This is a genomic window from Streptomyces sp. NBC_00576, assembly GCF_036345175.1.
Lineage (GTDB): Bacteria > Actinomycetota > Actinomycetes > Streptomycetales > Streptomycetaceae > Streptomyces.
The window spans coordinates 10,123,273-10,145,852 of sequence record NZ_CP107780.1; the positions used below are offsets into that span (position 1 = coordinate 10,123,273).

Genomic DNA, 22,580 nt, shown 5'->3' on the forward strand with positions numbered 1-22,580 from the left:
CTGTTGTCACTCACCGGCGGTCTCCGCGAGAGCCGCGATCAGCAGCGCCGCCGAGGTGGCCCCCGGATCCTGGTGACCGATGCTGCGCTCGCCGAGATAACTCGCCCTGCCCTTACGGGCCTGCAGAGGCGTCGTCGCGAGGGCGCCCTGTTCGGCGGCCGTGCGGGCGGCGGCGAACGAGTCACCGAGGGCGTCCACGGCGGGCACGAGAGCATCGATCATCGTCTTGTCGCCGGGCGCCGCACCGCCGAGCGCCATCACCGCGTCCACCCCGGTGCGCAGCGCGTCCGCGAACTGCTCCGCGCTCACCTCGACCGCCTCGCCGAGCGCCTTGCCCGTCCGGCGCAACAGGGTTCCGTACAGCGGTCCCGAGGCGCCGCCGACCGTCGAGATGAGCTGGCGTCCGGCAAGAGTGAGGACGGCACCGGGCGTGTCGGGCGCGTCCTTCTCCACGACGGCGGCCACGGCGTTGAACCCGCGCCGCAGATTGCTGCCGTGATCGGCGTCGCCGATCGGCGAGTCCAGGGCGGTGAGCCGCTCCGCCTCGTGGCCGACGGACACGGCCGTCGCCGTCATCCAGCGGCGGAAGAAGTCGGCATCGAGCACAGGATCTCCTTGCGTGGTAGGTACGTCGGTCGCTGTCCACCCGGGTGACGGGCCGTCACCCGGGGCGATGACTGCCATGCGTGTCCGGCCGGGCTCACATGCCCCAGCGCAGACCCGCCGTCCGCACCGGCGCGTCCCACAGCCGCAGCAACTCCTCGTCGATCTCGCACAGGGTCACCGAGGCGCCGGCCATGTCGAGCGAGGTGACGTAGTTGCCGACGAGAGTGCGGGCCACGGCGACCCCGCGCCCGGCCAGCACGCGCTGCACCTCGGCGTTGAACCCGTACAGCTCCAACAGCGGCGTCGCGCCCATCCCGTTGACCAGGACCAGCACGGGATTGCGCGGGTTCAGATCCTCCAGCACGGCCTCCACCGCGAAGTCGGCGATCTCGCCCGAGGTCATCATCGGCCGCCGCTCCCGTCCCGGTTCGCCGTGGATGCCGACGCCCAACTCCAGCTCGCCCGGCGGCAGATCGAAGGTGGGGCTGCCCTTGGCGGGGGTGGTGCAGGCGCCGAGTGCGACACCGAAGCTGCGGCACTGGTCGTTGACCTGCTGGGCGACGGAGCGCACCTGCTCCAACGGGCGTCCCTCGTCCGCGGCCGCACCGGCGATCTTCTCCACGAACAGCGTGCCGCCCGTACCGCGCCGCCCGGCCGTGTAGAGGCTGTCGGTCACGGCGACATCGTCATTGACGAGGACTTTCGCGACCTGGATGCCCTCGTCCTCGGCGAGTTCGGCCGCCATGTCGAAGTTGAGGACGTCGCCGGTGTAGTTCTTCACCACGAACAGGACGCCCGCCCCGCTGTCCACGGCGGCCGCTGCCCGCACCATCTGGTCGGGCACGGGAGACGTGAACACCTCACCCGGGCAGGCCGCCGACAGCATCCCCGGCCCCACGAACCCCCCGTGCAACGGCTCGTGCCCCGACCCGCCACCGGAGACGAGGGCCACTTTCCCGGCAACGGGCGCGTCCCGCCGTACGATCACCCGGTTCTCCACGTCGACGGTCAGCTCGGGATGGGCCGCCGCCATGCCCCGCAGCGCATCGGTGACCACGGTCTCCGGAACGTTGATGAGCATCTTCATGGGTACCTCCTGGAAAGATTGGCAGGCAGGGCGATGTGTGGTGGCTGGAGAACTACCATGGGCAGTATCAACCTTGCGGCGGTGAAGGTCACCCGGGACTGCGCCGTGACCTGCCCCCGTGCAGCTGGCGGCTTTGGGTGGTGCCGTAGGTTCTTCGTCTCCTGCCAGTACGGGTGAGGTTCCTGCTCTGGGCTGCGAAAGCTCGGCAGTTGCGGGCGCGGGATGGCGACTCGGCCCGGAAAATGCCCGGAACTTGACCTCGGGCCGGCGAAGAGCGATCTGGACGATCTCGAGCCAGATGCACCGCTACCCACAGGGGTAGCCACACCGGATGTGCTGAGGTGGTCAAGGCCGGACGGCGCCTCCACCGGAGGTCGGCGAGCCGCGACGGCTCGCTCCGGTGGTTGCCGTGGTGCGCGGCCTCGGGGCCAGTGCCGCGCGCAGCGCCGGGATGAGGACGTGGCGGGTCTCGGACGGGGTGAGGGCGGCGGGGGTGGGGAGGGGGTTGAGGTAGCGGGTGTAGATGATGCCGCCGAGGATCGTCACCACGGCCGTGGCGCGGGCGGTTGCGTCCCGGCCGCCGAGAAATTCAACAAGGCGGGCCAGCAGCTCGCGTTCCAGGTATTCGCGGATCACCTCGGCAGCCTCCTCGCCCTGGGCGGTGAGCTGTACGAAGTCGGCGTCCTCCCACAGGTCCGTCACCGCGTCGATCAGGCGGTCGGGGAGGGTGGCCGGGTCGCCCCCGAGGACGTCGTCCACCGCCAGCGCATTGGCGCACTGGAACTGCATCACGTCCGCGAACAGGCTTTTCTTCGAGCCGAAGTGGTACCCGATCAGCGCCGGGTCGACCCCGGCGGCCCCGGCCACCGCGCGCAGAGTGGTGCCACGGTAGCCGCGCTCCAGGAACAGCGCCCGGGCCGCCGAGACGATCGACTCGCGGGTCGGCGGGTTGCCGCGGGGGCGGCCTCGGGTGCGGGCGGGGGCAGGGGCGGCGTTATTCATCAGCGTTGAGCCTGCTTTTCGTGATCGGCACAGTCAAGGGCGTTCCGGTAATCACATGAAGGGATGACCCGACGCCATGCGTATCGCAGTCTTCGGCGCCAATGGACCGACCGGCCGCCACCTCACCGACCAGGTCCTCGCTGCCGGCCACGAGGTCGTCGCCGTGACCCGCCGCCCCGGCTCCCTCCCCACGCGGCCCGGCCTCGCTGTGGCCGTCGCCGACGCCACCGACCCGGCGGCTGTCGACGCCGCGATCGGGGGGACGGACGCCGTCCTCTCCGCATTGGGCGCGCGCTTCAGCAAGGAGACCATCACCACGTACTCGGCGAGCGCCACGGCCATCACCGGGGCCATGGCCCGCTACGGCATCAAGCGGTTGCTCGCCGTAAGCTCCAGCATCGCCGACCCGAACTGGCGTCCCACGGGCGCGCACTTCTTCAATCATGTGCTCGACCCGCTGGTGAACCGACGCCTCGGCCGCACCCTCCACGAGGACATGCGCCGCATGGAGGCCGTGATCCGTCAGACGGACCTCGACTGGACCTTCGTCCGGCCCTCAGGCCTCTTCGAGCACCCCGTCGTCACGGACTACCACACCGCCGAGACCAGCGCCGACGGCGTCTTCACCGCCCGTGCCGACCTCGCCTCGAGCATGCTGCGCGAGCTGGAGGAGCGGCGGTACGTCCGTACGGCCATGGGCGTCATCACCACGGCCGTGAAGCCGAACATCGCCAAGCTCATCTGGAACGAGGGCGTGAAGAAGAAGTGAGCCAGGCGATCGTCGAACTCCCGGCCGTCACACGGGCGTTCCTCACTCGCCCCCACACGGCCGCCCTCACCACCCTCCGCCCCGACGGCACCCCGCACGTCGCCCCTGTCCGCTTCACCTTCGACCCGGTCACCGGCCTGGTCCGGGTGACCACCCGGGCGGGAGCGCGCAAGGCCCGGAACGTGGTGGCGGGCGGCCCGACGGCCCGTGTCGCGCTCTGCCAGGCGGACGGCTTCCGCTGGGTCACCCTCGAAGGCCGGGCCGCCGTCACCGACGACCCCGCGCGCTTGGCCGAGGCGGTCCGCCGCTACACCGTCCGCTACCGCGCGGCCCCGCCCGCCCCGCTGGACCTGGTCGTCGTCGAGATCGCCGTCGACCGTGTCCTGAGCCTCAACCTCTGAATCCCCGTCCTGAAAGCGAAGTGACACCGCCGTGCCCAACCTCCCCGTCCTCGACTCCACTCTCCACTACCGCGAGTCCGGCGACCCCGACGGGCTGCCGTTCGTCTTCCTCCACGGCAACCCCACCTCCTCCCCCCCCTGTGGCGGAACGTCCTGCCGGGTGTGGCCGCGCCCGGCCGCCGCCTTCTGGCCCCCGATCTCATCGGCATGGGCGACTCCGGCAAGCCCGACCTCGCCTACTCCTTCGACGACCACGCCCGCTACCTCGACGCCTGGTTCGACGCCCTCGGCCTTGCCGGGGCCGTCCTCGTCGGCCACGACCGGGGCGGCGCGCTCGCCTTCGACCGCGCCGCCCGCCCGCCTGCCCGCCTGCCGGGCCGCGTCCGCGGCCTCGCCTTCACCGAGACAATCATCAAGCCTCTTGAAGAAGCTGCCCATCCCGCACATGAGTTGGTCGCCAACGTGCACGTCTCCTGACTCATGCCGGGAGGTGCGGATCGGTGGTTTCGCACGTCCGCTCTCGGAAGGGTCGAGGCTCGGCGTGGGTCACGTGCGGGGACGCTTACGACACGGAGGTCCTGTGAACAGCGGTGCGCCGATCGCCGCTCCGGAGCGGCGATCGGCGCACGTATGCCTCTATGCCCCCGGGTGCAGCCCGAGCCAGCCAGGCGTGGGGTCACCCTTGACCTCGCCGAAGTACAGGGCGAAGGTCTGCTTCCAGCGCTCCACCTCGGCACGGTCGGACATGAAGCGGGGGAAGCCGTCCACGTGGGCGTCGGGGTACTCCCAGATCGGCTTCAGACCTGTCGGGGGAGTGACGTCGGTGCGGACGGACCAGCCGTTGAAGGATCCGTTCTGCATCTCCGTCGACAGCTGCCAGTTGAGGAACAGCTTGGCGGCCGTGGAGTTCTTGGCCTCCTTGAGGACGGCCATGCGCTGGCCCCAGGCCATGAACGGATGTCCGGCGCCGACGGCGAACGTCACGGGAGTGGTGCCGACCGCGGATCCCGCGGTGCCGACGCCGATCGTCTTCTGCCCGCCGAAGACGGCGTCGCCCGGTGAGTTGCTGCCACGGGCGAACTGCACGTCCTGCGCGGCGAACTTCGCCACCCAGTCCCAGCCGTACTTACGGGCGTACAGCGTGAAGAGGTAGAGCACCGCGTCGTCGTCGTGCGGGAAGGCGGAGGCGATTTTGCCCTTCCACTTCGGGTCGACCAGGTCGCGCGGGGTGAGCGGGGTCTTCGAACCCACCGCCGCCGTGTCGTACATGAAGCTGAAGGCGATCGCCCCGGTGGCCACCCACGCGCCCTGCGGGTCCTTGAACTTGTCGTAGACCTTCGAGAACCCGGCGGGCTTGTAGTGCAGCAGACGGCCCTGCTGCTTCCAGCGGTCGAAGTCCTGCAGGGTCTGGAACTGCACGACGTCCGGAACGAGGGTGTCCGTGGCGAACTGGTTGTCGACGCGGACGTCGTGGTACTTGCTGTAGTCGACTATCAGCGTCAGGTCGATCTCCGGGAAGCGGGCCTTGAAGGCCGCCTTGGTGCCGTCCTGCTGGGTCGGGGTGTCGCCGCCGGCGTAGACGACGAGCTTGCCGCCCTCGGCGAGAGCGGTCCGGTAGAGCTCGTCGAGGGTCCTTTTCTCCTCGCCCCGGGTGGTGTCGCGGGAGGTGACGGGGGAGGCGGACGCGGGGGCGGCGTTCGCGGCGACCGCGCCCATTCCGAGGGCGGCACCCGCTCCGGTGGCGAGGACACGTCGTCTGCTGAGGAAGCTGGACACGCTGAGGAAGCCTCTCTGATGGGGGGTGGCTTAGTGAAGCCGTCCGGCGCCCGGGGACGTTCGGGGGCGCCGTGCAGCCTTCATCCTTGTCCCGTCAGCCACGCATGGGCAACGTTTCCCATAGGTGGAATCCAACATTCAATCGAACGGTTGAACGCTGCCACATACGGCTTGTGCGGGCGACCTACACCGGTGGCCGGTCCGTGGTCCGGCGCGGCACCAGGGTGGGTGACAGGCTGACCTGGTCCGTGGGCTTCTGCCGGTCGGCGATCCGCTCCAGGAGCAGACGGGCCGCGTTCCTGCCGATCTCGTGGCCCGCCTGGTCGACGCTGGTCAGTGAGATCGGGCCGAGCGCGGCGAAGGTGGTGTTGTCATAGCCGGCCACCGAAATGTCGCCGGGAACGGAGAGGCCGACCTCGTTGATCGCCTCCAGGACGCCCATGGCCACGATGTCCGCGCCGGCGAAGATGGCCGTGGGAGCGCTGGGGCGGGCCAGCAGCTCCTGTGCGCCCTTGTAGCCGCCTTCCTGGGTGTAGGTGGTGGAGACCACGTCGATCCACTCCGCGAGCCCGTGTGTCCGCATGGCCTGCCTGTACCCGTCGGCACGGCGGGCGTTGGGCATCTCCGCGAGGCGGGTCGGGTCGGTCTCGTGGTGCTCGATGTGGGCGATGCGGCGATGCCCGAGACCGGCGAGGTGGCCGACGGTCAGGGACGCGCCCTCGACATCGTCGTCGACCACGGTGTCGTACAGCGGAGACGGTCCGTGCCGGCCGACGACGACGGTCGGTACGGAGGAGGCGACGTGTTCGAGGTGGGTGCGGGGTGAGACGGGGGCGACCAGGATGAGGCCGTCCATGCCGCGGTCCAGCATCGCCTCGGTGACCCGCGCCTCCTCCTTCTCGCCGTTGCAGCCCGGGCCCAGCAGCACCTGATACTCCGTGTCGCCCAGCCGGTCGGTGATGCCGTCGAGCACGTCGGGGAAAAAGGGGTTCCTGATGTCGGGCAGCATCACGCCGATGGTGTACGTCTGCCCGCGCAGACCTCTGGCCCCGGCGTGCGGCCGGTAGCCGAGTTCGTCGATCGCGCTGCGCACCTTCGCGCGCATCTCGGGGCTGGCTCCGTATGCGTTGCGCAGCACCTTGGACACGGCGGTGGTGGACACCTGGGCGTGGCGCGCGACATCGACGATCGTCACGCGACGGCGCCGAGCTGGTGGCTCCATTCGATTCCTTTTCCGCTGGAAAACGCTGTCGCCGAGTCTACGGACGACCCTGTGGCCCGACGGGAGCCCCGTGGCGGCCGAGCTGGGCCGACGTCGTAACAACTGTGCAGCGTGCGCGGCATCTTGACGTTACGCGGGACGCTCTCTAGGGTCTGGCCACACCCTGTGGGCAACGTTACCCATCGCCTCTACGGAAGTATCCCCCGGCGCCGGACGCCATCCGTTCCGGCGGCAGGAAGCGGCAGTCGCCCTCCATGTGCCCCACTGCCCGCGGACCCTCGACCACCATATTGAATCGATTCAAGAAGGGAGGTGTGCTGGTGACCGTAGCCCCGCACGAGCAGCTTCCGGACCATGACCGGCTGCACCGCCCGCCGGACGCCGCACCGGCTTCCGGCGTCCGGCGGGCGCGGAACACCCCGCCCTGGTGGTTCGCTCTGCCGGCAGTGCTGCTCTTCGCCTTCGTCGTCCTGGTGCCGAGCGTTCGCGGTGTCTACTACGCCTTCACCGACTGGGACGGCCTGGACCCCCACTTCTCCTTCGTGGGGCTCGACAACTTCTCCGAACTGTTCCGCGATCCCGACGCGACACAGGCCATCTGGCGCACACTGCTGATCGCCGTGTCGATCACGGTCATCCAGAACGCGCTGGGCCTGCTGCTCGCCCTCGGGGTCAACTCGGCCATCAAGTCCCGCAACGTGCTCAGGGTCCTGCTGTTCGCCCCGGCCGTGATCACCCCGATCGTCACCGCCTACCTCTGGCGCAACCTGCTCGGCCCCGACGGCGCGGTCAACAGCCTGCTGGGCGCGGTCGGACTGGACGGCCTGCGGCAGGACTGGCTGGGCAGTCCGACGGTCGCCCTGTGGTCCGTCGTCGGAGTGATCGTCTGGCAGTTCGCGGGCTACTCGATGGTCATCTTCCTCGCGGGACTCCAGTCCGTACCCAGGGAGGTCCACGAAGCCGCGGCCATCGACGGCGCGGGTCCCGTCCGGCGCTTCTGGTCGGTCACCCGGCCGTTGCTCGCCCCGGCCCTCACCATCAACCTGATGCTGTCGATCATCGGCGGGATCAAACTCTTCGACCAGGTGTACGCGTTGACGGGCGGCGGGCCGGGGCACGCGACCGACACCCTCTCCACGCTGATCTACAAGGACGCCTTCACGCTGGGGGAGTTCGGCTACAGCATCGCGCTCGCGGTCGTCCTCACGATCATCGTGGCCGTCGTTTCGACCGGACAGTACGCCGTGCTGTCCCGCAACGAGAGGGCCACGTCGTGAGCCGCTACCGCCCCCGCACCTTCGGGCTGGAGCTGGCGATGATCGCCATCGCCCTGGTCGTGGGCTTCCCGGTGTACGTCCTGGTCAACCTCGCCGTCCGGCCGGCGTCCGACAACTCGTCACCGATCAGCCCGACCACCTCACCCACCCTCGACAACTTCACCCAGGCCTGGCAACAGGGCGCACTGGGCGGGGCGTTGTTCAACAGCGTGCTGGTGACGGCGTGCAGCGTCGCGATCGTGCTGGCCGTCTCCTCGCTCGCGGCGTTCCCGCTGGCGCGCGCCACGGCTCGCTGGTCCCGAGGCACGTACCTGGGCTTCCTGCTGGGCCTTGTCCTGCCCTTCCAACTCGCCTCGCTGCCCCTGTACCAGACCATGCGCGACATGGGCCTGCTCGGCACACCCTGGGCGCTGGTCCTCTTCTACTCCGGCCTGCAGGTGCCGTTCACCGTCTTCCTCTACGTCGGCTTCCTGCGCGCCCTGCCCCGCGACTTCGAGGACGCGGCACTGATCGACGGCTGCACCCCGCTGCAGGGCTTCCGGTACGTGGTCCTGCCGATGCTCAAACCCATCACCGTCACCGCCCTGGTGCTCAACGCCGTAGCGGTGTGGAACGACTTCTTCACCCCGCTGCTGTATCTCAGCGGCAGCGACCGGCAGACCATGCCGGTCGCGATCGCCGGCTTCGTCGGCCAGTACGTCACCGACTGGAACCTCATCTTCGCCGCACTGGTGATCAGCATCCTGCCCGTCCTGCTCGTCTACTTCGTGCTGCAGCGCAGCATCATCAACGGCTTCGCGGGAGGGCTGCGGGGATGACCCGCGACGCTCGACCGTCCCTCATGCCCGGTGGCTCTTCCCCCGAGAAGGACATCATGAAGACACGCACACTCCCGATCCTGATCGCCGCAGTGACCTCCATGGCTGTGCTGGCCGCGTGCAGTGGCGGCACCAAGGCCGGCTCCGGCGGCGGCTCCGGCGGCTCCGGAACTCTGACGCTCGCCTCCATCGACCAGGGCTCGGTCGAGGACGTCGTCAAGGCGTTCGAGAAGGCCAACCCGGGTGTCAAGGTCCGCTACACCACCAGCGGCGCCGACCAGTACCAGCAGCAGATCCGCACCCAGCTGTCCTCGGGCACCGCACCCGACGTGATGTCGGTCTGGCCCGGCAACGGTAATCCGGGGGCCACCTACGTCCTGGCCGAACCGGGCTATCTGCGCGACCTCTCGGACCGGCCGTGGGCGGCCAGGATGCCCGAGGCGATCAAGAGCGTCGCCCAGTACGAGGGGAAGACCTACACGGCGGTCTTCGGACAGAACGGCATCGGCGCGGTCTACAACGAGCAGGCCATGGCGAACGCCGGCCTCACCCCGCCGGACACCTGGACGAAACTGCTCGCGTTCTGCCGGGCGGCGAAGGCCAAGGGAACCCCCGCCTTCGCGTTGGGCAACCAGGACAACTGGGTGACCCAGCTCGTCCAGTACGCGCTGGTCGCCACGACCGTCTACGGCGACGACCGCGACTTCGACAAGAAGATGCAGTCCGGGCAGGCGACCTTCGCCAAGTCACCATGGCTGACGGCCCTGGACAAGTACCTGACGATGGAGAAGACGGGCTGCTTCCAGAAGAACCCCCTGGGGACCAACTACGAGGCCAGTCAGGGCCTCGCCGCGACCGGTAAGACGCTCGGCATCATCCAGGGCAACTGGGTGATCGCCCTCCTGGAGCAGAAGAACCCGAAGGGCACGTTCACGCTCCGGGCGCTGCCGGCCACCGACGATCCGTCCGAGACGCTCATACCTGCTGCGGCGGGCGCCGGCTACGGCGTCAACGCCAAGGCGAAGAACGAGGAACTCGCCCTGAAGTTCGTGGACTTCGTGATGTCCCCCGAGGGCATGAACCTGTTCGTCAAGAAGCAGGGCGGCCTGCCCAGCGGGTCCGACACGGGCTTCGTCGCGAACCCGTCGCTGGCCGAACTGTCCGAGTTCATCGAGGCCGGCAGGACCGTGCCGTTCATGGACCAGCTCTGGCCCAACGCGAAGGTCCAGCAGACCATGCTCAGCGGTCTCCAGGAGATCTTCAGCAACCAGTCCGCGCCCAAGAAGCTCCTTGCCGAGATGGACACGGACTACGAGGCCGGGAGCTGACTGACGCGCTGTCGGCCACCCTTTGTGGCCGACGGCGTTTTGCGGCACCTGATTGAAACGTTCAAATCGCAATCGTCCATCGGAGGTTGGGCATGTCCGATGCCAAAGGTGGAGCCCGGATGGCAGCACCGATCGGCCGGGACGCGGACGCGTCCGAGTACCGCAAACTCGCGGCCGACATCACGGAGCCTTCCACGGGGATCGCGGCACGGTCCTCGACGCGCTGGTGGAACTGGTCCGCGCCCACCAGCCGTTCGGCGGCGGTCCGTATCTCAGCGGCGGCATCATCGCTCGCGCCCCGATCGTCAGGGCCCTGCACGAAGGCGGCCCGCGACGAGCACCACCGCCACCCCCGCCCGGTCGGCGATCTCACCCATGCCGAGGGCAGCTACCGCACGCCGTACGGCGTGGTGTCCGCGCGGTACCCCCCCACAACGTCGGCTCGGGAAGGCACACGTTCACCACGCGCTTTCCGCGGCCCGACACCCGTAAACCCGAAAGGACGAAGGCATGAGCCACGAAGCACGCAGGACGGACGGCGCCGAGCGCGAGGTCAGTGAGGGAACACCTCCCCACACGGACAGCACGGACAGCGCGGACAGCACGGCCGTGCGTCGTCGAACCGTGCTCGCCGCGACAGCCGGCGCCGTATCGCTAGGGGGCGGTGTCATGGGAAGCGGAACGAGCGCGGCGGCGGCGCAGGCGTCCCGCGGTGAGGAGGGCGGCGCAGTGCTCGGACTGACAGTGGAACACCGCACGGAGCCCTTGGGCGTTGACGCTTCCCGGCCGCGCTTCGGCTGGCGTATGCGGTCGGCGGGGCGCGGACGGAGCCAGGGGGCGTACCGGATTCTCGTCGCGAGTTCCCCGGAGAAGCTGACCGCTGCCCGGGCGGACGTCTGGAACAGCGGCCGTGTCCGTGCCTCGGATTCGGTGGCCGTCCGCTACGCGGGCAGGCCGCTGCGCGCCTCGACCCGCTATCACTGGACCGTCACGGTCTGGGACGCCGAGGAGCGACCGGTCGGTACCGCAACCCCCTCCTACTTCGAAACCGGCCTGATGAGCACCGACGGTGTGACCGGATGGGACGGCGCGCAGTGGATCGGGATGAGGGGGAAGGTCCCGAACTCCGCAGGGGCCCCGATGCTGCGTATGGAGGAAGCGCTCGGGAACGCGGGTCGCGGAAAGCACCCGTCCCGTGTCCGTGAGGCGCGGCTGTACGTCTCCGCACTCGGCGTGTACGACGCCTATGTGAACGGACACCACGTGACCGTGCCGCAGGACGGCGGCACCACGATCGAACTGCTGCCCCCGGGTTCGACGAACTACGACGCGCGCGTCAACTACATGACCTACGACGTCACCGACCTCGTGACGGGGGAGTCGGAGGTCACCCTCGCGGTCGTGCTGGGCAACGGCTGGTACAACGGCCGCATCTCCGCAGGCAGTACGTACTACGCGGAGGACGGCAACGCCCTGGCCGTCAAGGCCAAGCTGTGGATCCGGTATGCCGACGGGGCCTCGCAGACGATCGTCACGGGTCCGGGCGGCGGCTGGAAGGCCACGGACACCGGCCCTTACCGCGCCGACGACATCTATGACGGCCAGACCTATGACGCCCGCAAAGAGCTGCCGGGCTGGACGGCGCACGGATTCGACGACTCCACCTGGTCGGACGTGGAACGAGTCGCCTTCGACGACAGGTTCCCGAACTCGCGACTCCTCGCCTACCCGGGCGAGACCGCACGCCTGATGCCGAAGTGGGACCGCCGACCGCAGTCGATCACCGTCGCCACCGGGGTGACCGGACAGGACGGCAGCCCCAACGGCAGGGGACGCATCGTCGTGGACCCCGCCAGGACGGTGACCGATCCCGCGAAGGCGGCCTCCGCCCCGGTCACGATTCGCGCGGGCGAGACCGTCGTCTTCGACCTCGGCCAGAACATGGTCGGCGTGGCCCGCTACAGCCTGCGCGGCCCTGCCGGAGCCAAGACCGAGTTCAGGTTCGGCGAGATACTCAACGACGACAGCGCCGGCGCGGACGGCCCCGAGGGCTCTCTCTACCGCGCCAACCTCCGCAGCGCCAAGGCCACCAGCACGTATGTCCTGAAGGGCGACCGGCACGGCGAGACCCACCAGGACGCCCTGACCTTCTACGGCTTCCGCTACGTCTCTGTCACCGTGACGGACACCGTCACGATCACCGGCCTGACAGGCAAGGTCGCCACATCCGCGATTCGTGAGATCGGCACCGTCACCACCAACGATCCCGACATCAACCAGTTGGCGAGCAACATCCGTTGGGGCCAGCGCGGCAACTACTTCTGGGTACCCACCGACTGTCCACAGCGCGACGAACGCCTCGGCTGGACCGGGGACACACAGGTCTTCGCCACGACCGGCCTCTACAACGTGGACGCCGGCGTCTTCCTCACCCACTTCCAGGACACCGTCGTCGACTCCCAGGCCATCTACGGCATGGACAAGGCGCAGTTCACCGGCGTTGCCCCAACGGGACGGTTCAACTTCCCGGGCGGTGGCAGTGGTTGGGCGGACGCCGGCGTCATCGTGCCGTGGACCGTGTGGCAGATGACCGGTGACGCGACCGTCGTCGAGGACAACTGGCCGGCGATGACCCGCTACCTGGACTGGATCCAGGAGCAGACCGGCGACACCTACGCCGGACAGGGGTCCCTCACCGGCGACTGGCTGGGGCCACAGAAGACCAGCGCCCAGCTGATGAGTGACGTCTACTACGGCTACAGCACCCGGCTGATGGCACACATGGCCCGCGCGATCGGCCGGACGTCGGAGTCAGAGGCGTACGACCGGCTCTTCGGACGCATCAGGCAGGCGTTCATCACCAAGTACCTGAGCACCGAGGGCGGCACGGTCACCGTCAGGTCCAGCCTCGGCGACGCCTCTCCGATCGAACCGGGCTCCGACCCCAGCCAGAAGACGGAAGACAACAGCCAGACCGCGCTGCTGTGGGCCCTCAAGCTCGACCTCTACGAGACGGAGGCCCAGCGCCGCACGCTCGTCGGCCATCTCGCCGACAACATCGGCAACGACGACGCCTACAAGGCCGCGCACCCCAGCAGCATCCGCGTCCGGTACGCGGAGAACACGCTGTCCGTCGGCTTCCTCGGCGTCAACGTCCTCGCGCCCGTCCTCACGGACGAGGGCCGAGCGGACCTGGCCTACAAGCTGCTGCACCAGGACGCGCTGCCGTCCTGGCTGTTCTCGGTGAAGAACGGTGCCACCACGGTGTGGGAGCGCTGGAACTCGTACTCGAAGGAGGACGGGTTCGGGCCGGTCGGCATGAACTCCTTCAACCACTACGCCTACGGCGCGATCATGGAGTGGATGTACGAGTACATGGCCGGCATCGCCCGCGATCCGGACAGCCCCGGCTTCAAGCACTTCCTGCTGCGACCCCACCTCGATCCCACGGGCCGGATCACACAGGTCTCGGGGGCGTACGAGTCGCCGTACGGGGAGATCAGGAGCGAGTGGAAGGTTCGGGACGGAGGCAGGGTGCTCGTGTACGACGTGGTCGTGCCCGCGAACAGCGAGGCGACCCTGCGGGTTCCGGCCGCGTCGGTCGATTCGGTTCACGAAGGACGTGTCCCGTTGGCGCGTGCCGAGGGCGTGCGCTTCATCGGTCACACCGACGGGGTGTACGCCTGCCGGCTGCAGTCCGGCCGGTACCGCGTGACCGCCCGGCTGCGCTGACGGGCTTGTACTGAATGGACGGGTAACACGTCTGCGGTGCCACTCGGTGCCGCAGACGCGTCCGAGGCATCAGGCATGGAGCCACTGCTGCCACGGGCCGCCATGTGCGCCTGCGGGCTCCGCCGTGTCGGCACGGGGATTGTCGGGCACCCCGAGGCTCGCGGCCACCTCCCTGACGGTCGGGTGGCGGTACAGCTCCCGCAGGCGCAGCGACGGCAGACCCCGGGCGCGCAGCGCCGCGCCGATGCGGACGGCGAACAGGGAGTTGCCGCCCAGCTCGAAGAAGTCGTCGTCCGGGCCGACGGGCACGCCCAGGACCTCGCTCCAGATCTCCGTGAGGCTCGTGGTGAGACCGTCCCCGGTGGCGGCAGCACGGGTCGTGCTCGGTCCCCGCGTCCTGCGGACGGCCGGTACGGGGAGCCGTGCTGCGTCCAGTTTGCCGTTGGGCGTCAGAGGAAGTGTGTCCAGCGCGGTGACCGTGGCCGGGAGCATGTGCTCGGGCAGGATGCCCGCGGCCCGGTCGCGGACGACGCCCGGGTCGCCTCCGGACGACAGAACGACGTACGCGTCGATCCTGGCGGTGGCGGCGTCGGCAGGGTCGTCGCGGCGCACCACGACGGCCGCCGTCCGCACGGCAGGGTCCTCCAGCAGAACGGAGCGGATCTCGTCGAGTTCTATCCGGAAACCGCGGATCTTCACCTGGCTGTCGATCCGCCCGAGGTGTTCGAGCCGCCCGTCAGGGCGAAGACGCCCCAGGTCACCGCTGCGGTACAGCACGGCGCCGGTGAACGGGTCCGGCACGAACCGGCGGCTCGTCAACTCCTCCTGGCCCAGGTAGCCGCGCGCCACCCCGGCACCGCCGACGCAGATCTCGCCGGCCACTCCCGGTGGCAGCAGCCGTCCGACCGGGTCCAGCACATACAGGTACCAGCCGGGCAGGGCGTGCCCTACGGACCGGGTGGCGGCCAGGGCGAGTTTGCGGGTGAGGGTCTGCTCGGTGACATGGACGGTGGTCTCCGTGATGCCGAACATGTTCACCACCCGGCAGAGCCGCTCGGGGTGCCGGTCGAACCAGGGCAGCAACATCCGCGTGTCCAGCGGCTCACCGCCGAGGACGACGAGCCGCACGCCGGCATCGGCATGATCGACGTCCAGGAGCTGGGCGAAGGCCGACGGGGTCTGGCTGAGCACGGTGACCCGCTCGGCGACGAGCAGATCACGGAAGCGGTCCGGCTCACGGGACACGGAGTACGGCACCACGACCAGCCGTCCGCCGGTCAGCAGACAGCCCCAGATCTCCCACACCGAGAAGTCGAAAGCAGTGGAGTGGAACCACGTCCACACGTCCGCCTCGCCGAACCCGTACTCGTCACGGGTCGCGTCGACCAGCGCGACCACATTGCGGTGCGGTACGACGACGCCCTTGGGCCGGCCGGTGGAGCCCGACGTGTAGATGACGTAGGCGGCGTCGGCGGGCGAAGGGAACGGATGGTTCGCGTGCTCCTCCGGGGTCCGGACGTCCGCCAGTTCGTCCGGCGTCACCCGTACGCAGTCCGCCACGGCGGGGAATCCCGGGAGCCGGGTGATCACCACGCCCAGCTCCGCGTCCCGTGCCGTGTGGGCGAGCCGGTCGGCAGGGTAGGCGGGGTCCAGGGGCACATAGGTCGCGCCGGACTTCAGGACGGCGAGCAAAGCGACCACGAGTTCGGCGGAGCGCTCCAGACATACGCCCACCCGGTCGCCGCCGACCACTCCGCGTGCCCGCAACCCGGCTGCCAACCGGTCGGCGCGCTCGTTGAGTTCGCGGTACGTCAGGACGGTGGCGGTGGCGCCATCGGTCAGCGCGACGCGGTCGGGCGTTGCCGTCACGATCCGGTCGAGCCTGCCCGGCACGCTCGCAGGGGTGGTCGTGGCCAGGTCACGGGAGGGACGGCCGAGCGCCGCCGTGCGGGCGCGCTCCGCCTCGTCGAGGAGCTCGACATCGTCCGGCGGAGTGTGCGGGCGGTTCAGTACATGCTCGTGTACGTGCACCAGGTGCCGTACGAACTGTGCGGCGATCTCCGCGGAGAAGTGGCTGCTCAGATGGTCGCAGCGCAGCCGCCACCCGCCCGGGTCCCGGAAGACGGACACGGTGAGAGGGAACGGCGGCGCGAGGCAGGGCACGTATTCGGTCTCGCCCTCCCCTTCGCCTTCGCCCTCGTCTTGCGTGCCGAAGAGCAGGCCTGTGAGGGCAGGGCCCGTCGCGGGTGAGGGCTTCGACTCGCCGAGCGTGGCGGCCGGTTCGACGGTGAGGCTGCCGTGGTCCGTGCCGATGAGTGGCGGGGTGTCGGGGTCGTAGCGGCGCAGGGTGACGGCCAGTGCCGTGAGCCAGCTCGCCTCGTCCCCTTCCTTCTCTTCCTGATTCAGGGGGACGGTGAAGCCGGGGGCAGGACCGTCGCCTCCCAGGCCCCAGGCGGGAGGGGACGCGGTCGGCGGCCGGTCCACGGGCGTACGGTCGTGGCGGCCGCGCCGGCTCACGACGATCAGGTCGGACCCACCGTCGGCGTACCGGAGCAGGACCCTGCGTATGTCGTGGGCCGGACGGGCGAGTTCGGTGGTCCGGCGGCGTTCGGCGAGGGGGTCCGTGGCCGGAACGGGCACGTCCTCGATCCACAGCCGCTGATCGCCGACGGACTCCGGGAAGTGGTCCGACCGGACGCGGATCGCGTGACAGCGGGCGGGATCGGGCAGTGAGGCGCACACGGGCCGTACTACTCCTTGATGCTGGGGGGAGTTGATGATCGGGGAGTCGGGCTCAGCGGATGCTGAACCCGCCGTCCACGGTCAGGACCGAGCCGGTGATCTGCCGGGACTCGTCCGAGGCGAGGAAGACGATCGCGGCGGCGACGTCCTCGGGTTCGATCAGCGTGTTCATGGGCTGCGCCTCGACGAAGGTCTTCTCGTGCTCGTGGACCGGCACCTCCAGCGCGCGGGCGATCTCGGCGAGCATCCGGCCCTCGGCCCACGCGTCGTCGCGCACCGACCCCGGGCAGACCGCGTTCACGCGTACCTTCGTCGGCGCGTAGTCGAGAGCGGCGGCCTTGGTGAGGCCGATGACGGCGTGCTTGGCGGCGACGTACCCGGCGAAGTGCCGGTAGCCGACGAGCCCGGCGGTGGAGGCGACGTTGACGATGCTGCCGCCGCGCCGGGCGCTCATCGCCTTCCCCACCTCGCGGATCACCCGCCAGGCCCCGGAGAGGTCCACGTCGATCATCAGGGACCACTCGTCCTCGTCGATCTCGTGCACCGGTTTGCCCGAGGGCGCGGCTATCCCCGCGTTGTTGACGGCGACGTCGATCCGGCCGAACCGCTCCTCCGCGCGGCTGACCGCCGCCCGTACGGCGTGCAGATCGCGGATGTCGGCCACCGCGGTGACGACGGCGGCACCGGCCTCCCGGCACAGGTCGGCGGTGTGCTCCAACTGGCCCGGGGTGCCCAGCGGGTAGGGCACGCCGGGCAGGTCTGCGCAGATGTCCAGCAGCGTGAGGTCGGCGCCCTCGACGGCACAGGCGACCGCGGTGGCCCGGCCCAGGCCACGGGCGGCGCCGGTGACGAGGACCGACTTGCCGTGCAGACGCATGGGGAACTCCTTCAGGAGGCGAGTGTCGAAACGATGACGCGGACGAGGGCGGGCGTGGTCTCGGTCAGGTACATATGGCCGCCGGGAAGCTCGACGTACGCGAAGTCCCGGCCGGTCGACTTGCTCCAGGACACGGCGTCGTCGTGACCGACCAGCTCGTCGTCCTGGCCCCGGACGACCGTGAGGGGCATGTCCAGGGGGAGTTCGGTCGAGGGCCGGTGGTTCTCGTGCATCTCGACGTCCGCGCGCAGGGCGGGCAGGAGCAGTTCGCGCATCTCCGGGTCGTCGAAGGCGGGGTGGCGGTAGCCCGCGAACTCGCCGACGCGGGCGAGGAATTCGTCGTCGGACAGTCCGGTGGCCCGCCGTGCACGGCCCTGGCCGGGCGCGGGCGACCCGCTGACGAACAGGTGCACCGGCTCGACGCCGGGCTCGGCGGCCAGCCGGTGGGCGAGTTCGTACGCGAGCACGGCGCCGAGGCTGTGCCCGAAGAGGGCCACCCGGCCACCGCCGTCGCCGAGGCGCTCCCGCAACTGGGCCAGGAGGCCGTCGACGGCCCGGTGGGCGTCCCGGTACGGCTCCTCGTCGATCAGCCGTTCCCGGCCCGGCAGTTGCAGCGCGACGATCTCCAGCGCGTCACCTGCGACGGCGGTCCAGGGTCGGTAGAACGAGGCGCCCGCCCCCGCGTACGGAAGGCACACCAGTTTGGTCGCGTCAGTGTCACGCATGGTCGTCCGAATCTCCTTCGCGTTGTCCGTCGTGCTCACTGCCCCATGGCCTCGATCAGGCTCTTGGGGCGCATGTCGGTCCAGTGCTCGCCGACGTAGTCGAGGCAGGACCGGCGGCTCGCCCGGCCGTGGACGACGGTCCAGCCGGCCGGGACGTCGGCGAAGGCGGGCCACAGGGAGTGCTGGCCCTCTTCGTTCACCAGGACGAGATGCTCGATGGTGTCGTCGTCGAAGGGGTTGGTGGTCATGCCTGGTTCCTCCTGAGGTGGCTGTCCAGCACCGGGCCGATGCGGTCCAGTGACGTGGGCCGGGTCATCTCCCCGTGGGTGCAGGGGATGTCGTGGTTGTCGACGCGGCCCTCGACGTACGGCCGCCAGCCGCCGTACCGGTCGGGGAGCGCGTCCGGATCCTGTGCGGCGGTGAAGAACAGCAGGTCACCGGCGTACGACGTGGGGGTGAACTCGCCCAGCAGGCGCCGGTTGTTGGCCGTCACCTCGACCAGGGCGGCCAGTTCGGCGTCGGCGAGGCTGCCGGGCATGTCGGGCACGCGACGGACCAGCTGGGTGAACCGCCCTTCCGTGAGCGGCTCGTCCTCGTCGACGGGCGCCGGACGGCCGAGGATGGTGAGGAGGCTGTGCAGCAGGGCCGGGCGGTCGGACGGCGCGGGACCCTGTGCGGTCCAGGCCCCGGGAAAGGCGTCGAGCAGGGCGAGCAGCGCGACCTGTTCTCCGGCCGCCTGCAGACCGACGGCCACCTCGTACGCGACGAGGCCGCCCATGGAGTAGCCGAGCAGATGGTACGGGCCGTGCGGCTGGGTCTCGCGGATGCGGGCGGTGTGCTCGGCGACCACCTCGGCGAGGGTGCCGGCCGGTTCCTGACCCGGGATCAGTCCACGGGACTGCAAGCCGTACAGGGGGCGGTCAGCGGCCAGGTGGAGGGCGAGTCCGGCGAAGCCCCAGGACAGGCCGGAGGCCGGCGGGAGACAGAAGAGGGGTTCGCGGTGACCGCGGGTACGGAGGGGGAGCAGCGGGCCCAGCGGAGCCGTACCCGAATCGACGGACTGGTCGCCCACGGCTGTCCTGCGGGCCAGCGCCGCAACGGTCGGGGTGTCGAAGAGGACGCGCAGCGGCAGGTCGGTGCCGAGTTCGGCGCGGATGCGCGAGGTCAGGCGGGGGGCCAGCAGGGAGTGGCCGCCGAGGTCGAAGAAGCCGTCGTGGATGCCTACTTGGGCCGGGTCGAGACCGAGGACGTCGGCAAAGATGCCGCGCAGTGTCTCCTCCGTGCCGGTACGCGGGGCAGTCTTGCTCATGCCGAGCGCCGCATCGGGGGCGGGCAACGCCTTGCGGTCCAGCTTGCCACTGGCGGTGCGGGGGAGGGCCGCGACAGTCACGAACGTCGAGGGGATCATATGGGCGGGGAGTGTGCGGGCGAGGTGGTCGCGGAGGGAGCTGGGGGACGCGGCCCCGCCTTCCGCTTCTTCTCCTTGAGTTGGTGCTTCGGCGGGGACGACGTACGCGACGAGTTGCTTCCCGCCGTGGCCGTCCTTGCGTACGGTCGCTGCCGCGCCGGCGATGGCGGGGTGGGCGGCGAGTACGGCCTCGATCTCGCCCAGTTCGATCCGGAAGCCCCGCACCTTCACCTGATGGTCGGCCCTGCCCAGGAACCGCAGTTGCCCGTCCGAGCCACGGACCGCGAGGTCGCCCGTCCGGTACAGGCGTTCCCCCGGTTCGCCGAACGGGTCGGCGACGAACCGCTCGGCCGTGAGGCCCGGGCGGCCGAGGTAGCCGCGGGCGGGCCCGCCGCCCGCCACGTACACCTCGCCGACGGCCCCGTCGGGCACGGGATGCAGGGCGTGATCGAGGAGGTGGACGTGGTTGCGGGCGAGCGGGTGGCCGATGGGAGGTGCGCAGTCGTCGCGAGGGCCGAGGTCCGACTGCCAGGCGGTGGCGTAGATCGTCGCCTCGGTGGGGCCGTAGAAGTTGACGAGCCGAACCCCGGGGAAGGCGGCCTCGATGTCGGCGCGGAGCTGCCCGGGGATCGGTTCGCCGCCGAGTGCCACCGTGTGCGGTGAGACGGCAGGCCGTTCGGCGAGGACGCCGGCCATGACCGTGGGTACGCCACTGATCAGACCGGCGTCCCGAGGGGTGCCGTCGGTGAGTGCGAGGAGACTCTCGACGATCTCGACACGGCCGCCGCACAGCAGGGGCGAGAAGATCTCGAACACCGACACGTCGAAGTTGAGCGACGTCGAGAACAGCACCTTGGCCAGCCGGTCGCGACCGAACTCGCTGTGCGTCCACTCGACGAACTCGACGGCGTTGCGGTGGGTGGCCAGAACCCCTTTGGGGCGGCCGGTGGAACCGGAGGTGTAGGTGATGTACGCGAGGTTCTCGGGCGCCAACTCACCAATGGTGACGGCATTCTGACTGATCGTCAGGGTGTCTTCGACGTCGAGTATCGGTGTGCCCTCAGGTAGCGCTCCGGTCGTCTCGGCGGTCGTGAGGACGACGACCGGACGGGCGTCGCCGACGATGTACGCCAGGCGGTCGGCCGGATAGGCGGGGTCGAGGGGCAGATAGGCGGCGCCGGACTTCAGCACCGCGAGGACGGCGACGACCAGCTCGGCCGTGCGAGGCAGCGCGATGCCCACGACGCGCTCGGGACCCGCCCCGAAAGCGGTCAGCCGGGCGGCCAACTGCTCGGCGCGGGCGTCCAGTTCGCGGTACGTGAGCCGGGTGCCCCGGTCGAGTACGGCGTCGGCGTCCGGGGTTGCCGCGACCTGGGCCGACCAGAGGCCGGGGAGGGTACGGGTCGCGGCCGGCGCGAGCCGGACCGGCCGGGGGAGTTCGCCGGGGGTCAGGATGCCCAGGCGACCCTGAGGAACGTCCGGGTCGGCGGCCATGGCCTCCAGGATCCGCACCAGACGGGCGAGCGTGGCGTCGGCCCATCCGGCGTCGAACAGCCCAGGGCGGTAAGCCAGCCGGAAGCGGGGCCGGACTCCGGGGAGGGCGACGAGGGTCACCGGGTAGTGGGTCGCGTCGCGCCCACTCGATCCGACGACGCGAAGCCCGCCGTCCGCGCCCCCACCGCCTTCGCCCGTCGCCTCGGGATCCACCGGATAGTTCTCGAAGACGAGGAGAGTGTCGAACAGTTCCGGGACGCCCACAGCCCGCTGGATGTCGGCCAGGCCGAGGTGATGGTGGTCGAGGAGATGGACGTAGGTGTCCCGGACCTCGTGGAGCAGACGGCCGAGAGAGTCCGCCGGGCGCAGCCGGACCCGGGTCGGGACGGTGTTGATGAACAGGCCGACCATGGACTCGACGCCGGGCAGTTCGGGCGGACGGCCGGAGACGGTGGTGCCGAAGACGACGTCGTCGCGGCCGGTCAGTCGGCCCAGAAGGATCGCCCACGCGGACTGGACAAGGGTGTTCACGGTGACCCCGAGGCTCCGGGCGCGCGCCGTGAGGGCGGCCCCGGTCTGTGCCGAAAGCTCGGTGCGGGCCTGAGCCAGGTCGCTGGCCCCTGAAGCGGAGGCCGACCTGGGGTCCGGGGCCAGGCGGGTCGGCTCCGTCACGTCGGCCAGCGCCTCCCGCCAGGCTGCCTCGGCGACGGAACGGTCCCTGCGCTCCAGCCACTGGAGGAACGTGCGGTACGGCGGCACTGGCCCGAGGATCGCCGGGGCGCCGTCGGCGGCGTACAGGGCGAGCAGTTCGCGCAGGAGGACGGAGACCGACCAGCCGTCGAGCAGGATGTGGTGGTGGGTGACGAGCAGCCGGTGGCGGTCGGCCGCGGTGCGCACCAGGGTGCAGCGGAGGAGGGGAGGGGTGGCCGGGTCGAACCCGTTCTCCCGGTCCTCGTCCAGCAGCGCGGCCCACGCCTTCTCGGTGTCGGTGCCCGGTCCGGTCAGATCGGCTTCCGCCCACGGCAGCGTCGCCCGGTGCGGGACGACCTGCACAGGCTGGCCGCCCCGGCGTCGCCGGAAGGCCGCCCGCAGGTTCGGGTGACGGTCCAGCAGCGCCTGGGCGGCGGCGCGCAGGCGTTCGGGATCCACCGGGCCTTCGAGCTCGAAGACCAGCTGTACGACGTACACGTCGGGGGCGTCCCGCTCGTGCTCGAACAGGGCGTGGAAGAGCAGGCCCTCCTGGAGCGGGGTCAGGGGGAGTACGTCGGCCGGCGCGGGCCTCGGCGTCGAGGGCTGGGTCATGTCGTCTCGTCTCG

The 22,580-nt window shown here is 70.2% G+C and carries 16 protein-coding genes and 1 pseudogene; 7 read left to right on the forward strand and 10 right to left on the reverse strand.

Annotated elements, in window-relative coordinates; translation table 11 throughout:
- Positions 1 to 6 precede the first annotated feature (6 nt).
- The 3 genes from dhaL to OG734_RS44075 all read right to left on the reverse strand — a co-directional run bounded on the left by dhaL (position 7) and on the right by OG734_RS44075 (position 2,695).
- Positions 7 to 606 carry a dihydroxyacetone kinase subunit DhaL gene (gene dhaL / locus OG734_RS44065; RefSeq protein ID WP_330292991.1) on the reverse strand — a complete coding sequence of 200 codons (600 nt, stop codon included), beginning with the start codon at positions 604 to 606 and terminating at the stop codon, positions 7 to 9.
- Between the two features lie 94 nt (positions 607 to 700).
- On the reverse strand, positions 701 to 1,693 hold the full coding sequence (gene dhaK, locus OG734_RS44070; RefSeq protein ID WP_330292992.1) for a dihydroxyacetone kinase subunit DhaK: 993 nt from the start codon (positions 1,691 to 1,693) through the stop codon (positions 701 to 703).
- Positions 1,694 to 2,038: 345 nt separating this feature from the next.
- Positions 2,039 to 2,695 (reverse strand): TetR/AcrR family transcriptional regulator, encoded by a 657-nt coding sequence (locus tag OG734_RS44075; RefSeq protein WP_330292993.1) that lies wholly within the window; start codon positions 2,693 to 2,695, stop codon positions 2,039 to 2,041.
- A gap of 76 nt (positions 2,696 to 2,771) precedes the next feature.
- Here OG734_RS44075 and OG734_RS44080 point away from each other — a divergent pair, with 76 nt between their 5' ends.
- From OG734_RS44080 to OG734_RS44090, 3 genes and pseudogenes are all read left to right on the forward strand, one after another.
- Complete coding sequence (locus tag OG734_RS44080; protein WP_330292994.1) at positions 2,772 to 3,464, forward strand: NAD(P)-dependent oxidoreductase; 693 nt, start codon at positions 2,772 to 2,774, stop codon at positions 3,462 to 3,464.
- Positions 3,461 to 3,865, forward strand: a complete 405-nt coding sequence (locus OG734_RS44085) for a pyridoxamine 5'-phosphate oxidase family protein (RefSeq protein WP_330292995.1) — start codon at positions 3,461 to 3,463, stop codon at positions 3,863 to 3,865. Before OG734_RS44080 ends, OG734_RS44085 begins: the two co-directional genes overlap by 4 nt.
- 31 nt (positions 3,866 to 3,896) lie before the next feature.
- A pseudogene (locus tag OG734_RS44090) lies at positions 3,897 to 4,309 on the forward strand (alpha/beta fold hydrolase); the annotation flags it as partial.
- A 192-nt stretch (positions 4,310 to 4,501) separates the two neighbouring features.
- Here OG734_RS44090 and OG734_RS44095 read toward each other — a convergent pair.
- Positions 4,502 to 5,641, reverse strand: coding sequence for an ABC transporter substrate-binding protein (locus OG734_RS44095; RefSeq protein ID WP_330292996.1), 1,140 nt, complete (start codon positions 5,639 to 5,641; stop codon positions 4,502 to 4,504).
- 184 nt (positions 5,642 to 5,825) lie between these two features.
- Positions 5,826 to 6,863, reverse strand: a complete 1,038-nt coding sequence (locus OG734_RS44100) for a LacI family DNA-binding transcriptional regulator (protein ID WP_330292997.1) — start codon at positions 6,861 to 6,863, stop codon at positions 5,826 to 5,828.
- Between the two features lie 320 nt (positions 6,864 to 7,183).
- On the opposite strand from OG734_RS44100, the gene OG734_RS44105 reads away from it, so the two are divergent.
- The 4 genes from OG734_RS44105 to OG734_RS44120 all read left to right on the forward strand — a co-directional run bounded on the left by OG734_RS44105 (position 7,184) and on the right by OG734_RS44120 (position 14,018).
- The gene (locus OG734_RS44105; protein ID WP_330292998.1) at positions 7,184 to 8,140 is read left to right on the forward strand and encodes a carbohydrate ABC transporter permease; all 957 of its coding nucleotides are present in this window, start codon (positions 7,184 to 7,186) and stop codon (positions 8,138 to 8,140) included.
- The gene (locus tag OG734_RS44110; protein WP_330292999.1) at positions 8,137 to 8,958 is read left to right on the forward strand and encodes a carbohydrate ABC transporter permease; all 822 of its coding nucleotides are present in this window, start codon (positions 8,137 to 8,139) and stop codon (positions 8,956 to 8,958) included. The genes OG734_RS44105 and OG734_RS44110 overlap by 4 nt, the downstream gene beginning before the upstream one ends.
- A 56-nt stretch (positions 8,959 to 9,014) precedes the next feature.
- Positions 9,015 to 10,286 (forward strand): ABC transporter substrate-binding protein, encoded by a 1,272-nt coding sequence (locus OG734_RS44115; protein ID WP_330293000.1) that lies wholly within the window; start codon positions 9,015 to 9,017, stop codon positions 10,284 to 10,286.
- Positions 10,287 to 10,796: 510 nt separating this feature from the next.
- The gene (locus OG734_RS44120; protein WP_330293001.1) at positions 10,797 to 14,018 is read left to right on the forward strand and encodes an alpha-L-rhamnosidase; all 3,222 of its coding nucleotides are present in this window, start codon (positions 10,797 to 10,799) and stop codon (positions 14,016 to 14,018) included.
- A gap of 69 nt (positions 14,019 to 14,087) precedes the next feature.
- Here OG734_RS44120 and OG734_RS44125 read toward each other — a convergent pair whose 3' ends face one another.
- The 5 genes from OG734_RS44125 to OG734_RS44145 are packed head-to-tail and all read right to left on the reverse strand — an operon-like array spanning position 14,088 to position 22,566.
- Positions 14,088 to 16,760, reverse strand: a complete 2,673-nt coding sequence (locus OG734_RS44125; RefSeq protein ID WP_443065032.1) for a non-ribosomal peptide synthetase — start codon at positions 16,758 to 16,760, stop codon at positions 14,088 to 14,090.
- Between the two features lie 52 nt (positions 16,761 to 16,812).
- A complete protein-coding gene (locus OG734_RS44130; RefSeq protein WP_330293002.1) occupies positions 16,813 to 17,637 on the reverse strand; it encodes an SDR family oxidoreductase in 825 nt (274 codons plus the stop codon).
- Between the two features lie 11 nt (positions 17,638 to 17,648).
- Complete coding sequence (locus tag OG734_RS44135; RefSeq protein ID WP_330293003.1) at positions 17,649 to 18,362, reverse strand: thioesterase II family protein; 714 nt, start codon at positions 18,360 to 18,362, stop codon at positions 17,649 to 17,651.
- A gap of 35 nt (positions 18,363 to 18,397) precedes the next feature.
- On the reverse strand, positions 18,398 to 18,610 hold the full coding sequence (locus OG734_RS44140) for an MbtH family protein (RefSeq protein ID WP_330293004.1): 213 nt from the start codon (positions 18,608 to 18,610) through the stop codon (positions 18,398 to 18,400).
- Complete coding sequence (locus OG734_RS44145) at positions 18,607 to 22,566, reverse strand: amino acid adenylation domain-containing protein (protein WP_330293005.1); 3,960 nt, start codon at positions 22,564 to 22,566, stop codon at positions 18,607 to 18,609. Before OG734_RS44145 ends, OG734_RS44140 begins: the two co-directional genes overlap by 4 nt.
- Positions 22,567 to 22,580 lie beyond the last annotated feature (14 nt).

Excerpts from the sequence above, each read along its gene's own strand:
- dhaK (WP_330292992.1), bottom strand. The coding sequence starts at position 1,693 with ATGAAGATGCTCATCAACGTTCCGGAGACCGTGGTCACCGATGCGCTG.
- OG734_RS44075 (WP_330292993.1), bottom strand. The coding sequence starts at position 2,695 with ATGAATAACGCCGCCCCTGCCCCCGCCCGCACCCGAGGCCGCCCCCGC.
- OG734_RS44080 (WP_330292994.1), top strand. The coding sequence starts at position 2,772 with ATGCGTATCGCAGTCTTCGGCGCCAATGGACCGACCGGCCGCCACCTC.
- OG734_RS44100 (WP_330292997.1), bottom strand. The coding sequence starts at position 6,863 with ATGGAGCCACCAGCTCGGCGCCGTCGCGTGACGATCGTCGATGTCGCG.
- OG734_RS44115 (WP_330293000.1), top strand. The coding sequence starts at position 9,015 with ATGAAGACACGCACACTCCCGATCCTGATCGCCGCAGTGACCTCCATG.
- OG734_RS44120 (WP_330293001.1), top strand. The coding sequence starts at position 10,797 with ATGAGCCACGAAGCACGCAGGACGGACGGCGCCGAGCGCGAGGTCAGT.
- OG734_RS44130 (WP_330293002.1), bottom strand. The coding sequence starts at position 17,637 with ATGCGTCTGCACGGCAAGTCGGTCCTCGTCACCGGCGCCGCCCGTGGC.
- OG734_RS44135 (WP_330293003.1), bottom strand. The coding sequence starts at position 18,362 with ATGCGTGACACTGACGCGACCAAACTGGTGTGCCTTCCGTACGCGGGG.
- OG734_RS44140 (WP_330293004.1), bottom strand. The coding sequence starts at position 18,610 with ATGACCACCAACCCCTTCGACGACGACACCATCGAGCATCTCGTCCTG.
- OG734_RS44145 (WP_330293005.1), bottom strand. The coding sequence starts at position 22,566 with ATGACCCAGCCCTCGACGCCGAGGCCCGCGCCGGCCGACGTACTCCCC.